The 14,059-nt window shown below is 64.6% G+C and carries 18 protein-coding genes; 12 read left to right on the forward strand and 6 right to left on the reverse strand.

Annotated features, from left to right (window positions below; genetic code table 11):
- Positions 1-410: 410 nt before the first annotated feature.
- Both OOZ51_RS15920 and OOZ51_RS15925 read right to left on the reverse strand, forming a co-directional pair.
- Positions 411-1,124 (reverse strand): DNA alkylation repair protein, encoded by a 714-nt coding sequence (locus OOZ51_RS15920; protein ID WP_265980756.1) that lies wholly within the window; start codon positions 1,122-1,124, stop codon positions 411-413.
- A 32-nt stretch (positions 1,125-1,156) separates the two neighbouring features.
- Positions 1,157-1,303, reverse strand: coding sequence for a hypothetical protein (locus OOZ51_RS15925; protein WP_265980757.1), 147 nt, complete (start codon positions 1,301-1,303; stop codon positions 1,157-1,159).
- 133 nt (positions 1,304-1,436) lie between these two features.
- Here OOZ51_RS15925 and OOZ51_RS15930 point away from each other — a divergent pair, with 133 nt between their 5' ends.
- From OOZ51_RS15930 to OOZ51_RS15945, 4 genes are read left to right on the forward strand one after another with little or no spacing between them, the layout of a single operon-like run.
- Positions 1,437-2,240, forward strand: a complete 804-nt coding sequence (locus tag OOZ51_RS15930; RefSeq protein WP_265980758.1) for a hypothetical protein — start codon at positions 1,437-1,439, stop codon at positions 2,238-2,240.
- On the forward strand, positions 2,224-2,973 hold the full coding sequence (locus tag OOZ51_RS15935) for a LamB/YcsF family protein (protein WP_265980759.1): 750 nt from the start codon (positions 2,224-2,226) through the stop codon (positions 2,971-2,973). Before OOZ51_RS15930 ends, OOZ51_RS15935 begins: the two co-directional genes overlap by 17 nt.
- Complete coding sequence (gene pxpB, locus OOZ51_RS15940) at positions 2,957-3,667, forward strand: 5-oxoprolinase subunit PxpB (protein ID WP_323054772.1); 711 nt, start codon at positions 2,957-2,959, stop codon at positions 3,665-3,667. The genes OOZ51_RS15935 and pxpB overlap by 17 nt, the downstream gene beginning before the upstream one ends.
- Positions 3,667-4,560 carry a 5-oxoprolinase subunit C family protein gene (locus OOZ51_RS15945; RefSeq protein WP_265980760.1) on the forward strand — a complete coding sequence of 298 codons (894 nt, stop codon included), beginning with the start codon at positions 3,667-3,669 and terminating at the stop codon, positions 4,558-4,560. The genes pxpB and OOZ51_RS15945 overlap by 1 nt, the downstream gene beginning before the upstream one ends.
- Before the next feature lie 178 nt (positions 4,561-4,738).
- Here OOZ51_RS15945 and OOZ51_RS15950 read toward each other — a convergent pair whose 3' ends face one another.
- Positions 4,739-5,944, reverse strand: coding sequence for a DUF445 domain-containing protein (locus tag OOZ51_RS15950; protein WP_265980833.1), 1,206 nt, complete (start codon positions 5,942-5,944; stop codon positions 4,739-4,741).
- A 200-nt stretch (positions 5,945-6,144) separates the two neighbouring features.
- Between OOZ51_RS15950 and OOZ51_RS15955 the strand changes: the two genes are divergently transcribed.
- Positions 6,145-7,044, forward strand: coding sequence for a glycerophosphodiester phosphodiesterase (locus tag OOZ51_RS15955; RefSeq protein ID WP_416346398.1), 900 nt, complete (start codon positions 6,145-6,147; stop codon positions 7,042-7,044).
- Positions 7,045-7,103: 59 nt separating this feature from the next.
- On the opposite strand, the gene OOZ51_RS15960 is transcribed toward OOZ51_RS15955, so the two are convergent.
- Positions 7,104-7,841 carry a fumarylacetoacetate hydrolase family protein gene (locus tag OOZ51_RS15960; protein WP_265980761.1) on the reverse strand — a complete coding sequence of 246 codons (738 nt, stop codon included), beginning with the start codon at positions 7,839-7,841 and terminating at the stop codon, positions 7,104-7,106.
- Between the two features lie 221 nt (positions 7,842-8,062).
- Between OOZ51_RS15960 and OOZ51_RS15965 the strand changes: the two genes are divergently transcribed.
- The 3 genes from OOZ51_RS15965 to OOZ51_RS15975 are packed head-to-tail and all read left to right on the forward strand — an operon-like array spanning position 8,063 to position 9,608.
- Entirely contained in the window at positions 8,063-8,542 is a 480-nt protein-coding gene (locus OOZ51_RS15965) for a DoxX family protein (RefSeq protein WP_265980762.1), read from the forward strand.
- Positions 8,539-9,300, forward strand: a complete 762-nt coding sequence (locus OOZ51_RS15970; RefSeq protein ID WP_265980763.1) for an AzlC family ABC transporter permease — start codon at positions 8,539-8,541, stop codon at positions 9,298-9,300. Before OOZ51_RS15965 ends, OOZ51_RS15970 begins: the two co-directional genes overlap by 4 nt.
- Entirely contained in the window at positions 9,297-9,608 is a 312-nt protein-coding gene (locus tag OOZ51_RS15975) for an AzlD domain-containing protein (RefSeq protein ID WP_265980764.1), read from the forward strand. The genes OOZ51_RS15970 and OOZ51_RS15975 overlap by 4 nt, the downstream gene beginning before the upstream one ends.
- Before the next feature lie 48 nt (positions 9,609-9,656).
- On the opposite strand, the gene OOZ51_RS15980 is transcribed toward OOZ51_RS15975, so the two are convergent.
- Positions 9,657-10,319 carry a TetR/AcrR family transcriptional regulator gene (locus tag OOZ51_RS15980; protein WP_265980835.1) on the reverse strand — a complete coding sequence of 221 codons (663 nt, stop codon included), beginning with the start codon at positions 10,317-10,319 and terminating at the stop codon, positions 9,657-9,659.
- A 70-nt stretch (positions 10,320-10,389) separates the two neighbouring features.
- Here OOZ51_RS15980 and OOZ51_RS15985 point away from each other — a divergent pair, with 70 nt between their 5' ends.
- The 4 genes from OOZ51_RS15985 to OOZ51_RS16000 all read left to right on the forward strand — a co-directional run bounded on the left by OOZ51_RS15985 (position 10,390) and on the right by OOZ51_RS16000 (position 12,944).
- Positions 10,390-10,713 (forward strand): thiamine-binding protein, encoded by a 324-nt coding sequence (locus OOZ51_RS15985; protein ID WP_265980765.1) that lies wholly within the window; start codon positions 10,390-10,392, stop codon positions 10,711-10,713.
- Positions 10,714-10,793: 80 nt separating this feature from the next.
- The gene (locus OOZ51_RS15990) at positions 10,794-11,477 is read left to right on the forward strand and encodes an O-methyltransferase (protein ID WP_265980766.1); all 684 of its coding nucleotides are present in this window, start codon (positions 10,794-10,796) and stop codon (positions 11,475-11,477) included.
- A gap of 15 nt (positions 11,478-11,492) precedes the next feature.
- Positions 11,493-11,996, forward strand: a complete 504-nt coding sequence (locus tag OOZ51_RS15995) for a GNAT family N-acetyltransferase (RefSeq protein WP_265980767.1) — start codon at positions 11,493-11,495, stop codon at positions 11,994-11,996.
- A gap of 57 nt (positions 11,997-12,053) precedes the next feature.
- Positions 12,054-12,944, forward strand: coding sequence for a spermidine synthase (locus tag OOZ51_RS16000; protein WP_265980768.1), 891 nt, complete (start codon positions 12,054-12,056; stop codon positions 12,942-12,944).
- 177 nt (positions 12,945-13,121) lie between these two features.
- On the opposite strand, the gene OOZ51_RS16005 is transcribed toward OOZ51_RS16000, so the two are convergent.
- A complete protein-coding gene (locus OOZ51_RS16005; protein WP_265980769.1) occupies positions 13,122-14,018 on the reverse strand; it encodes a LysR family transcriptional regulator in 897 nt (298 codons plus the stop codon).
- Between the last annotated feature and the right edge of the window lie 41 nt (positions 14,019-14,059).

The raw sequence follows: 14,059 nt of genomic DNA on the forward strand, positions 1-14,059 counted from the left end.
ATGAGAGGAGACTGTTTCATTTTCGCGACTGTCAATCTGTGCGTCTAGTGAGATCTTGGCTTCCTGACGATTGAGCCCGAAAGCAAGCCCGTCGTGGAGCCGGGAGAGTTTCAAATAGCGGTGAGGACGAGCGGACCATGGGCCGCCGGTTGCTTATTGATGTGCCAATAAACGTGGTTGTCTTACTAGGCGTTGGGGGAGGAACTTTGCAAGATCTTCTCCACTGGGGAAGAAGACGGCGCCGGCAGATTCAACGGCATCCGCGTACTTCGCCGACGTGGCATAGGTGACCCGGTGGCCTCTGCGAACCAACTCGGCAACCACCGGCAACGTCGGGTTCACATGGCCCGCTGCGGGCAAACAGATGAAGGCTATATGCATGCCCGCCACTCCCAAGAACAGTGGATGCTTCATTTGGAAAGATCGGAGCCGTGAACGCTTCGTCGGCGCGATTTCAGTCCGGTTTCGAGCTTGGTCCGCACCTCGCGCTTCACTCGGGCGGCGAGCTCGGTCTCATGCGATTCCAGGAAGGTCCGGACGGCGCGCGGATCCCACGGCACCAAGGACCGCAACGCCCAGCTGACTGCCTTGACCACTGTGTCGTCGCGATCGTGAATCAAGATGCCGACGACGGCGAGCGTGCGTTGCGTATCGCCGGTTCCCCACCGCGACCTGGTGTTGAGCACGGTGGTGGAAACAAGGGCAATACGACGCCACCAGTGGTCCGGGCTCCGTGCCCAGCCGTCGACGTCGGAGTCCGAGATGAGCCCTTCGCGCCACCCGGGACCCACAAGGATGGTCGCGAAGGCATCGGCCTGGCCCCAGGAAGCGATGCCTCCTCCCAGCTCTTGCAGTCGGGACGGTGTGAGGGCCGCAAAAGCCGCCCGGTGGGCATTGATGAACTCCCAGCCCTCCCAGTCAAAGCCTGCTTGAACAAGCCCTTCGGCGAGACTGAAGACGACGGGCGCGTCCATCGTCGCGATTTCCGCGGAAACCCTGCGGCGGACGGTGCGGAAGCTCGCGGCGTCGTGCTTCTCCAAAGCGCGCAGTTCCTCGAGGACGCGCGCCAACAATTGCCCCGGTTGGGTATCCCCCGGAGAGACGAGCACTCCGCGCGAAACCATATTGCGCCCCGGATTTCGCGGGCTGAACGCGGCTACGCCGGGGCGTCGTCGGTATCCGGCCCTTCGGCGGGTTCCTGGCTATGAAGGCCGGTATCGTGTGACACCCAACCCTCCGTTTCCCCTTCGGCAGGGGCGTCACTGTGATGGCGGACGTCGTTGGGATCTGCTGCCTTGTTCATTCCGGATGCTTCCTGTCCTTCGTTGGACTGTTCCCGCGAACGCCTTAAAGTCTACGCCGGGGATGGGGAGTGTGGCCTAGGCTAGGGCAAGGAACTACCGAACGAATCCAACGGCTGAATGCAGAGGTGAAGAATGGCCAAGCGACCCAACCCGGCAGTAAAGATTGCGCAGGAAACGGCCCACAACGCCATGTTCGACGCCAGCGGCAATGCCAAGCCCGGTGTCCACAATGTGCTACTTCGCGCCGTCGAGGTGCAGCGTCCCCTTGTCCTGGCGAACCTGCGCCGACTGCAGCGCAAACACCCGCAGGCCACCGCGGCGCAACTGGCCGCCAAACTGGAGCGTGACTACCTCGCCGCAGTCACTGGCGGGGGTGCCGCCGTCGGGGCGACCGCCGTCGTGCCCGGCATCGGTACGGCAGCCTCGCTGGGCCTGTCCGCGGTGGCCACTATCGGCTTCCTGGAAGGCACCGCGCTTTACGCCGCTTCCCTGGCCGAACTGCACGGCATCCGCCTGACCGATCCGGACCGTGCACGAACCATGGTCATGGCCATCATGCTCGGCGAAGAAGGCACCGCCCTGCTGGGCGCGCTGAGCGGACAATCGCTTGGCAAGGGCAAAGGCGTGACGCACGCCTGGGGCAACACGCTCACCAAGAATCTGCCCGGCGGAGGATTCGGCGTCATTCGCGATGCCATCCAGCGCGCCTTCCTCAAGAGGCTCGTCAAGCGCCAGGGCGCCGCTTTCCTCGGCCGCGCGCTGCCTTTCGGCGTGGGGGCCGTGGTGGGCGGAGTCGGGAACCGCATCATGGGGCGTGCGGTGGCGGCCGCGGCGAGGGAAGCATTCGGTCCCATGCCGGACATCATCCCGGGCGAACTGCTCCCAGCCGCCCGCCAGAACGCGCTGGAAGGCGGAAATAGTGGATCTCAACGCTGATTCGGGGGAGTCGTTCGGCTCCTGGACCATGGGGAACGACGCCCCGATGTTCCGGATTGTCAGTAGCGCCAATGTCGCTTGCGGCTTCCATGCCGGCGACCCGGTGACCATGCTGGACAGCTGCCGTGCGGCCTTCGAGCTCGACGTCCGGGTCGGCGCCCATGTGGGCTACCGGGACCTGCACGGCTTCGGCCGCCGTGCTATGGACATGTCCTTCGATGAGCTCTTCGGCGACGTCCTCTACCAGCTCGGTGCCTTGGACGGCATGGCCCACGCGGTGGGCGCCTCCGTGGACTACGTGAAACCGCACGGCGCCCTTTACAACAGGATCGTCCACGACGTGGAGCAGGCAGAAGCCGTAGTTGCCGCCGTCCACGCCTACGATCCCGGGCTTCCCGTCGTTGGCCTGCCGGGTTCCGCGTTCCTGCGCCTCGCCGAAGAATCCGGCCATCCGGTGTTCCGGGAGGCTTTCGTAGACCGCGGGTATATGCCGGACGGCACCCTGGTGCCGCGCTCGCAGGAAGGCGCAATGGTGCACGACGCCGCCGCTGTAGTTGAGCGGGCCGTGCGCTTTGCCGTGCGGGGCGAAGTGCTGGCCGTGGACGGCACCGTGGTGCGGGTGAAGCCGGACTCGCTGTGCATCCATGGCGATACCCCTGGTGCTGTTGAGCTCGCTGCGGCGGTGCGCGCCGGCCTTGAGGAAGCTGGTGTGGAGATTGAATCCTTCGCCTGAGGTTCTGGGCGTCGGTTCTCCCGGCGCCGGTTTGCCCGGTGCTGGTTCGAGCGGCGCCGGCGTCCGGGCCCTTTTGCCCTGCGGGGACAGCGCATTCTTGGTGGAACTGCCGGACCTCAATGCCGTCGTCGCGTACTACCGCGGGCTGACCGGGGCCAGCGCGGCCGCGAGCCTTTCCCTACCGCGGGGGATCATCGACGTCGTGCCCGCGGCCCGAACCGTCCTGGTCACCTTCGATCCCGGGGCGATCCGTCCCGCAGAGGTCCGCGACTGGCTGGAATCCGCCGAGCCGGCACGCGACTCCGTCAGCTTGGGCGGGGAAGTGACCATCGAGGTGTCCTACGGAGGCCCCGACCTTGCCGAAACGGCGCAATTCCTCGGCATGAGCGAGGCCGAGGTGGTCAAACTTCACACGTCCTCGGAATGGACGGCTGCCTTTTCCGGCTTTGCGCCCGGCTTCGTGTACCTGGTCACGACGCATGAGCGGCTCCGCGTCCCGCGTCGGAACACCCCGCGCACCGCTGTGCCGGCCGGCGCTGTTGGTCTTGCGGGCGAGTTCAGCGGCGTCTACCCACGATCTTCGCCGGGCGGCTGGCAGCTGATCGGAACCACGACGGCGGCACTGTGGGATGCGTCCAAAGCGGACCCCGCGCTGATCCGGCCGGGCGACGTGGTGCGGTTCGTGGAGGCCTGATGGCGATTGTGGTGGTGAACCCCGGCCCGCTTACCTTGGTGGAAGACCTCGGCAGGCAGGGCTGGGCCTCGTTGGGGCTGAGCCCTTCCGGTGCCTTGGACGGGCAATCTCTTCGCCTCGCCAATCTGCTGGTGGGAAATCCTGTGGACGCGGCCGGGCTGGAAATATTGCTGGGCGGGCTGCGCTTGCGATTCGTGACCGCGTCGACTGTTGCGGTGACAGGTGCCGAGGGAATCGTGACACTCAATGGTGCCGAGATTCCGCTCAACCAAGCCGCCCGGGTGGCTCCGGGCGCGGTGCTGGATTTCGGGGTTCCGCTGTTCGGGCTGCGATACTACCTGGCTGTGCAGGGCGGGATCGATGCACCCAAACTCCTCGGTTCAAGCAGCACGGACATGCTCTCCGGCGAAGGCCCGGCGCCGCTGAAATCGGGGGAGCAGTTGGGGATAGGCCGTGTTTCGGTGGGCAACGGTTCGGGTTTCAGTACGGGCGCTTGGCCTCTCATCAACGTAGCCGCCCACCCCGCTATCCGCCGCGCTCCCGATCCCGGGCGCGCCATCACCGCCCGCGTGGACCGCGGCCCCCGTGCAGACTGGTTCGACCACGACTCCTGGCCCCGCCTCGTCAGTCAGGACTGGATCCTGTCGCCTGATTCCAACAGGATCGGCGCCCGACTGGTGGGCCGTCCCCTCACCCAGACCCGGCACGAGGAACTGCCCAGCGAAGGCATGGTCCTCGGTGCGCTGCAGGTCCCGCCGTCGGGCCTTCCCACGGTATTCCTGGCCGATCACCCCGTGACGGGCGGCTACCCCGTCATCGCCGTGGTGCGCCGCACGGACCTGGACTTGTTGGGCCAAGCCCGCCCGGGCCAGCGGATCCGGTTCCTCGGCTGAGGGTCCCTCTCCCCTGGACATGCGCCTCCGAGCCACTCAAAAGTGGACATGTCCCTTCCTCGTGCCCGCTCCGCGTGGGACATGTCCCTTGCTGGGTACGTGGAGTGGACATATTGGGGTTATGTCCATCGCTTGCCGCTAGGGGTGGGCATGTCCCTTCCCGGTCGCGGGCGCCGTGTCAGCCGAATACCAGGTGCGCCACGGTGAAGATCGCGAGCCCCGCCAATGATCCAACCACGGTGCCGTTGATGCGGATGTACTGCAGGTCCTTGCCGACCTGGAGCTCGATCTTTTGCGACGTTTCCTCGGCATCCCAGCGCGCCACGGTGTCCGTGATGACCCCGGCGATGTCCGAGCGGTACGTGTTCACGAGGTACCCGGCAGCATCACCGATCCAGGCATTGACCTTGCCCGCCAGTTCGTCGTCGCTCACAAGCCGCGAACCGAAGTCCCGCACGGCGCTCTTGAAACGCTGTGTCAGCTCGCTGTCGGGATCGTCGACGGCGGTGAGCAGCGCATTCTTGATCGTGTCCCACGTGCGGGAGGCAAGTTCGCGGACCTCTGGATCGCCAAGGATCTGGGTTTTGATGCCCTCGGCCCGGGCGATCATTGCCGGATCGTGTTGCAAATCCTGGGCGAGATCGTTGAGATAGGTGTCGATCGATTGGCGAACTTGATGGTCCGGATCCTGCTGCACTGCCCGGACGAACTTTGAGATCTCGTTGTAGACCCTGCCGCCCACAATGTCGTCCACGAAAGACGGAACCCAGAGGGGAGAACGGTCGGACACGAGCCGGTTCACCGTGGAGTGGTTCGCTTCCACCCAATCCGCCGCGCGGTCAACCAGCAGATCGACGAGCTTGTGGTGGTGGCCGTCGGCAAAGATCCGCTCGGCCATCCGGCCCACGGGCGGTCCCCACGGCGGAGTGAGCAGGTGCTTGCGGACCATGCCCTCGATTACTGCCTGGACGTCGTCGTCGTTCAGCACGGTGAACGCGCCTCGGATCAGCGCTGAACCCTCCTTGGCGACGCGCTCGGCGCCGCCCGGGGATGCGAGCCATGTACCGGCTTTCCGCGCGATGTCCACGCTCGCAAGCTTCTCCTGGACCACCTGTTCGGACAGGAAATTTGTCTCCACGAACTCCCCGAGCGAGGCGCCGATCTGGTCCTTGCGCCGAGGAATGATGGCTGTGTGCGGGATTTTGAGGCCCATGGGGTACTTGAACAGCGCAGTGACTGCGAACCAGTCGGCCAAAGCTCCCACCATGCCGCCCTCGGCAGCCGCCCGCACATATTCCATCCACGGATACTGCTTTTGCAAGGCGAAAGCGGCTGTGAAAACTACCGCCATGACGATCAGGAGCGCCAGCGCCACGGACTTCATCCGACGCAAGGCAGCCGCCTTTTCGGCGTCACCGTTCCGTTGCCCGACGCCGGTGGCAATCGTTGAAGCGGTCTTGGCGCCTGCGTGCCGCGGGGCCTCTCCCGGGAGGGCGCTGTCTGTCACCGGGATTTGTTCAGAGTTCACCTGCATGTGCCCAGCGTAGCCCCGTGGCTGCTATCGGCGTGGGCTACCGTGTCCCCATGACGAATGACAAGTCTGGTCGCCCAGACCAAAGCACGGAGCAAAACCAGCGTCCCATGGTCTACGCCCACCGCGGAGCCAGTGCCGCGTTCGCGGAGCACACACGTGCCGCGTACCTGAAGGCAATCGCCGACGGCGCCGACGGGGTCGAGTGCGATGTCCACCTGACCCGGGACCAGCACGTTGTCCTGCTCCACGATGCAAATCTGGACCGCACCTCGGACGGAACAGGCCCGGTGGCTGAAAAGACGCTCGAGGAGCTGCGCCAACTCGACTTCTCCTCCTGGAAGGGCGCCCGTATCCCGGAGCAGTATGGCGCAAAGTCGGAGCAACTGCTGACGCTCGCTGAATTGCTGGAGATCCTGCGCGGCGCCGGCAGGGACATCGGCCTGGCCATTGAGCTCAAGCACCCCAGCCCATACCAGCTCAAGCTTGAAGACCGCGTGCTGGAGCTTCTGGGCAGTGAAGGGTGGAACGCGGAGACGTCCATGCTGGACAACATCCAGGTTTCCTTCATGAGTTTCAGCCCGGATTCCGTCAAGCACTTGCTCCAGTTCGTTCCCGCGGAGCACATTTGCCAGCTGGTGGATGACGTCACCGTGGAAGAAGTCCGCGATGAACTTGGCTTGGGCGTCATCACCGGGGGAGCTGTGGCCAACGTCATGAAGGCGGCCCAACAGGAAGGCGAACGGATCCTGGATGACTGCGAAGTCGGACTGGCCGGCCCGGGTATCGACTACGTCCGTAAACACGCCCGCACCGTTCAGCGTTGGCTGGAATCAGGCCGACGCTTCCGGGTGTGGACCGTTGATTCGGAAAACGATGTTGCCCTCTGCCAAGGCCTGGGAATCCACGAGATCACTACCAACAAGCCGGCGCAGGTCCTCGCCCAGCTTTAAGGCCCAACTAACTGGCAGTTGTTGTCGTTATGAAGCCTCATAACGACAACAACTGCCAGTCAGATGACCGTGTTGCTGAGGGTTCCGATGCCGCCCAGCGTGATGTCCACCCTGTCGCCGGGCTGCACAGCCACGAAAGTGTTCGGTGCCCCCGTCATGATGATGTCGCCGGGCTCCAGGGTCAGCCATTCAGTGACGTAGACAAGGCAGTCCGTGATGGAGGACGGCAGGTTGAAGGAACCGGAGCGGGCCTTGACTTCGCCGTTGACCACTACCTCGGTGCCGACGTTGTCCGGATCCTCGACGTCGGTCTCGATCCACGGCCCCAGCGGTGTGTAATTGGGGCCGGACTTGCCCTGGAACAGTTTTTCGTCGATCTGGTTCTGGTCCACGTTGGTGACGTCGTTAACCACGGTGTATCCGAGGATGTGGCTCAATGCGTTCTCGGCTGTGAGCTTCTCCGCCCGCTTTCCGATGACGGCAGCCAGTTCGCCTTCAACATTCACCGTGCCTGCGCCGCGTGCGGCAACAATGTCGTCACCGGGGCCGGCGATGCTGTGGACAGACTTGTGCCAAGCCTGGATGGGCAGCACGTGGTTGTTGTTCCCCAAGTTGTGCCCGATTCCAAGCACTACGGAAGGCCGGACCGGAGCCAAGAGAACGGCCCCGTCGGCAGAACTGGATTCCCCGGTGTAAGCAAGGGTCTTGGCAAAAGGATCTTCGATGTGATCCCAGATTCCGTTGCGCAGGACTGCGTGCCTGGGGCCGGAAGGGGTCTGTAGTCGGGCGATGCGCATGGAACTCCTCGTTGAATTTCAGCCGGACCCACTTGCCGGGCCGATTGTCCTGGCCGGCGGCCGGGCTTGTGGCGGTGGACATTGCCGGATAAAGGCCACCAAGAGAAGCTAACACTATGCTGAACTGAGTTCAATACTCTGAACACTTGTGAAGTTTGCTGGTTCAGTGCGCGGCGCCGTTCCGTTTATCGTGCCGGGCGGGCCTGTGGTTGCATGAATACATGCCTTTTTCATGGTCCGCCCGGACAACCCAGACAATCTCCGCGGCGGCCCTGAGCGCACTATTGTTCGCGAGTGCCAAGAAGCACTTCCAGGAGCCGAGGTTTTTCTCTCCGGTGGTCCCGGACTACCTATGCCGTGAGGATTTTGCAGCCGAGCACGGCGAACCCAATTCCAAGGAACCCACACCACGGAACGGCGCTTTGGCGGTCATGTCCCGGGAGGAATGGATCGCGGTGAGCGGACTGCTCGAGGCGGCCGCCGCCGTCGGGCTCCTTATTCCTGCCACACGCAAGGCTGCAGCCCGGGGCACCACGCTGATGTTCACGGCGTTCCTGGCCGGCCATGTGGACGCGCTCCGCCGCGCGTACTCTCCCGAAGGGACCGCGTCCGAGCGGCGGATTCACACACTTCGCCTGCCCTTGCAGCTTCCGCTGATTCTGTGGGCACGGAGCTTGGCCGGAGTAAAGCGGGGCGTATGAAACTCCTTGAATCCCCGGCGGTGAAGGTGGGCCTCTCCATCAGCATCGCAACGGGCCTCTATGGCATCTCGTTCGGAGCGTTGGCCTCGGCCTCAGGATTCAATTTCTGGCAGACCATGGCATTCAGCCTGCTCATGTTCAGTGGCGGCTCGCAATTCGCCTTCATAGGCGTCGTGGCCGGCGGCGGCTCCGGGATTGCGGCCATGACTGCGGCCGCGCTACTAGGCCTGCGCAACGGCATCTACGGCATGCAGATGAACGCCTTGTTGCGCCCCGGCGGTTGGCTCAAATACCCGCAAGCCCACATCACCATCGATGAATCCACGGCCACAGCTTCAGGCCAAAGCGATCCGGATGAACAACGCCGTGGATTCTGGACCGCCGGAGTCGGCATCTTCGTGCTGTGGAACATTTTCACGGCCGTCGGAGCTTTGGCAGGTGATGCCTTGGGCGACCCCAAGCAGTGGGGGCTCGATGGCGCCGCGGTCGCTGCGTTTCTGGGGTTGCTATGGCCACGGCTCAAAGGCCGTGAGCCGTGGGCGATTGCCGCAGCTGCTGCTCTGGCAACCATCATTGCGGTGCCGTTCGTTCCGGCCGGCGTGCCTATTTTGGTGGCCGCCGTCGTGGCCGGAGCAATCGGCTGGTTCAGTCACGGACGCAGCGATGAAGGCATGGAGCCCGACGTCGATCCCTACCCGCACGAGCGTTCACGCGCGGACCAGGCGGACCAGGACAGCAAGGAAAGGAACGCCGAATGAACCTCTGGCCCTGGATACTGATCGCCTGCGGACTGGCGTACCTCACCAAGCTCTCGGGCTATTTCGTGCCGGCGAAGCTGCTTCGGAGTCCCCGGATGATGCGAGTGGCGGGCACCATGACTATCGGCCTGCTGGCGTCCCTGACGGTGGTCAACGCGGTGGCGTCGGGGCAGTCCCTCGCATTCGACGCGCGGCTCGGCGCCCTGGTTGCCGGGGCTATTGCACTATGGCTCCGCGCGCCGTTCCTCGTGGTGGTCATCGTCGGATCAGCGGCGGCAGCCTGCCTGCGGCTGCTCGGCTGGCGCTGATTGGGGTTTTTGGCGAGCGCGACGGCGGGGACCCGCCACCCGGCGTTCCTAACGGTCGCTGCTGTGGTGCGCGCCGTCGTCGTGCGCTGGTTCCTGGAAGGTCATTCCCGGGATGGGAGTTTGAGGCGGCAGGGGGCGCGACGGGCGTTCGGTGCGGATGGCGTCCTCAAGGAGGGCAACCGGCCGTTCCCATGCGCGGGATCCCGGCTCCATGGTGTCCACAGCACCGATCAGCATGGCAACAAGGCGGACCATATCCTCGATCGAGATATCCCGGCGCAGCGAACCCTGGCCCTGGCCACGCGCAAGCAGCTCAGCCATCGAATCGATCAAACCACCAGTGATACCAACCAGGAGCCCTCGACGGCCGGCGACCGCGCCAAGCAGGTTCGCGTCTTCGCTGGCAACCTGCACTACTGCGTCGATCACCCGGATGAGCCCGACGGCGGCATCCATGCCCGCGAGGGCGTCTTCCACGACGGGATCCACAGTCAGTCTGAGCTGCCGCGAAAGTGCGGCCAGGACGAGTTGTTCTTTGTCAGCGAAGTTCCGGAACAGGGTAGCCGGGCCAACACCTGCGGTTGTGGCGATCGTCTGCAGCGGAACCTCGGGGCCTAGTTCGCGGAAGCACTGGCGCGCAGCCGTGATGATCTTGTCCACATTGCGTGCAGCATCAGCTCTGAGTGGCTTGCGTTCTAAGGGCCGGTCCATGCTGCTCACAGTAGCAACGGTGGGGCTCCCAATAGTTTTGTGACATTCTTGCCTGTGAAAGACTGGATTCATGTTGCTTGCCTTCTCAGTTGCCCCGTCCGGCCAGCCTGCTGCTGGCACCGTATCGGTTGATGGCTCGGTGCACGACGCCGTTGCCGAGGCCGTGAAGATCGTCCGCGAATCGGGACTCCCCAACCAGACGGACTCGATGTTCACCACCATCGAAGGCGAGTGGGACGAGGTGTTCGACGTCGTGAAGCGCGCCACCGAGGCCGTGGGCAAATACGGAAACAGGGTCTCCCTGGTGATCAAGGCGGACATCCGCCCCGGCTACACGGGGGAGCTCACAGGCAAAGTCGAGCGGCTGGAAAGCGCCATCGCCAAAGGGGAGTAGGGCTCCCCTGCCGGCCCGTGGGTTCAGGCGGGTGCCCCGCACTCCTTCCCTCCACCGTGACCCGGTGCCAGACTGGGGCCATGCTTGAACACAAGGCCCAGCCCGCTTGGGTAGCCGTCGAGGAATACTTGTCCGCCGCCGTCGTCCGCCCAAACGCGGCGCTCACGCACGCGGTCCAATCCGCCGTCGACGCCGGGATGCCGCCCATCGAGGTGGCGCCCAACGCCGGCAAGCTGCTCAAGATGCTTGTGCAGATGTCCGGGGCCCGGCGCGTGCTGGAAATCGGTACTCTGGCCGGGTTCAGCGCGATTTGGATGGCCCAGGGACTGCCCGACGACGGCCGCCTGGTCACGTGCGAATACCTGCCGGAACACGCCAGGGTGGCCCGTGCCAACGTGGACATGGCCGGGATCGGCCACAAAGTGGATATCAGGATCGGCCCGGCGTTGGAGACGCTTGCCGCTCTGGCTGAAGATCCTGCACGCCATCAGCCCTTCGACTTTGTCTTCATTGATGCGGACAAGGAGAACGATTCCAACTACCTGGACTGGGCCATTCGGCTCGGGCGGCCGGGCACGGTGATCGTGATGGACAACGTCATCTGGGAAGGCGCCATCCTGGATCCGTCAATGGACGAGGTGAACGCCCCGGGCATCGTTGACGCCTTGGAGATGATGGGCGGCGATCCACGCCTCGACGCGACTGCCATCCAAACGGTCGGCACCAAGGGCTGGGACGGGTTCGCGATAGCCCGGGTGGTGTAACGCTAGGCTGTGCCCATGGAATTTACCCTTCGTCCCGCCACAGTGGACGATGCTGAGTCCCTGACGCGCATGCATTTGGCTGCCTGGCGCGAAAGCTACCGCCGTCTCCTGCCCGAGGAGTTCTTCGCCTTCCGGGAAGCCACCATCAACGCCCGGATCGAGAGGCAGCGGGAAGCTTTGGCAGGCTCCTACAAGCCGACGCTCGCCCTCGACGCCGAAGGCGCTTTGGTGGGTATAGCCTCTGCTGGTCAGGCCCGGGATGAGGACCGGCCCTGCGAACTGGAACTGCAGATGATCTACACCCTGCGTCGCGCTTACGGTTTGGGTGTGGGGCAGGCGCTGGTGGACGCCGTGATCGGCAACGCTCCCGCCTACCTTTGGGTGCTTGAAGACAACCCTCGGGCCCAGGCCTTCTACCGCAAGAACGGGTTCCAAGCTGACGGCACGCGCCAGCTCTTGCCGCCGGATTGGCACGAACTGCCGGAGATCCGGATGGTGCGTCCCGCCGTCGGGGGCTGACCGCAAAGTCAGCCGCGTCAATTAGGGTTGAAGCATGACCGGAAGAGGGCGGCTGTAGTGGCAAAGCGGGGCAAAAGCAGGGGCGCCGGGCGGGTTGCCGGAGTCATCGAGGTGCCTGCCGGCACTAAGCCGGACGGTCCCGTGGAGGGCGTCTATTACATCGATACCGGCGACTGCGAACTCGTTGCCGACCCTGACAACTCCAACGGCTGGCTCCTCAAGATCAACGGGGTTATGAGTTCGCACATTGATGTTGCAGAGCCGTTGTTCCTGGACTTCGAGTACATGCGCTGGATCGCGGCTTTGGTCGAATCCAAATGGCCCCCCGAGTCGAAACCGAAGCTGCGTGCCTTGCATCTAGGCGGCGGGGCCTGTTCCCTGGCGCGGTACTTCCACGCCGCCTATCCGGACGCGCGCCAAGTGGTGGTGGAGCTCGACGGCAAGCTCGCTGAATACGTGCGCGGCTGGTTCGATCTCCCCAAGGCCCCGTTGCTTCGAATCCGCGTGGGTGAAGCGAGGGAGGTCACCGAGAGCCTCACCCCGGACACTCGAGACCTCATCATCCGGGATGTCTTTGCCGGCGCCCTCACCCCGAGGGCGCTCACAACCCGGGAATTCAACGACCATGCACAGAGGGTGCTCGCTCCGGGCGGGCTCTATATCGTGAATTCCGGAGATGCCCCGGACCTCAATAACGCCCGCGAGGACGCCGCCACCATCGCGGACACCTTCGAGCACACCATGATCATCGCCGACCCAGCGATGCTCAAGGGACGTCGGTACGGCAACATGATCATGGCCGGCAGCCACGAGCGCTTCGGTGACGATCCGCAGCTCGCCCGCAAACTCTTGGGCGGCGCAGTTCCCGCGCACATCTGGGACGATGCCCGGGTCCGGGCCTTCGCCGTCGGCGCACACGTCCGGCACGACCCCTTGCCTGCCGCCTGACGCTCGCTCACCTTTGGGGCCCTTTCGGCCGATCCTCCTGCAGATCTTGGGGCCAAACGACGAATCCTCCTGCAGATCAATCTGAAGGAGGGTTCCTCCATTTGGGCTCATATGTGAGCGAGCGTCTGGCTGGAAGGGCTCACATGTGAGCGAGGGTCCGCGCCCCGCCGATGCCCGCTAGCGGCGCGCCAGCAGCAGTTCCCGGTGCGCGGCCGTCTCCTCCTGGAGGGCGTGCACGACGGCGGCGACAGCCGGGCGGCGCATCGAGTCCGGCCGCAGGACCATCCAGTAGGGGAGTAGCTCCGCGAAGTCCGAGGGCAGAAGCCGGACCAGGTCCGGGTGCCGGTCCGCCATGAAACACGGCAGGAAGCCGATGCCGGCCCCGGCCCGCGTCGCCTCCACATGGACGAAGACATTGGTGGAACTCAGGCCGTCGCGCATCGACGGGACCAGCCTGCGAGGGGCGTCGAGATCGTCCACTTGAAGCATGGAATCCACGAAGTAAACCAGCTGGTGCTGCGTCAACTCCTCCACGGTTGAGGGTACGCCGTGGAAAGCCAGGTACTCCCTCGAGGCATACATCCCGAGCATGTACTCGCCCAGAAGCAGTGCCTCCGCCCGGTGCACCTGCGGCTCGCCCACCACCACCTCCACGTCGAGGCCGGAGCGCTGCTGGAGTGCCCGGCGGGTCACTGTGATGATCTCGACAGTGAGCCCGGGATGCGATCGCCGCAAGCGCGCCACGGCCGGTGCCGCGATGTATGCGCTGAAACCGTCAGTTGCGGTCATGCGTACGACGCCGGCAATGGGGTCCGGTGCGCGATCCTCCGGTCCCAGCGTGCCCACCGCAGCTTCGATCCGCTCCGCCACGCCCACGGCTTCGGCGCCGAGTTCCGTGACTTCCCACCCCCCTGCGGCGCGCGCGAGGATCCGGCCGCCGAGGGCCTTCTCCAGCGCGGCGATCCTGCGGGAAACGGTGGTGTGGTTCAGCCCCAAGGCTTGGGCCGCCGTCGTGAACTTTCCTGAGCGCGATACTGCGAGGAGGACCAGCAGGTCGTCGGGATTCGGATTCATATCTGCAATTCTGCACACACTTAGTGCCATTTTGGCCATTG

It is taken from the genome of Arthrobacter rhizophilus, from assembly GCF_026241105.1.
GTDB lineage: Bacteria > Actinomycetota > Actinomycetes > Actinomycetales > Micrococcaceae > Arthrobacter.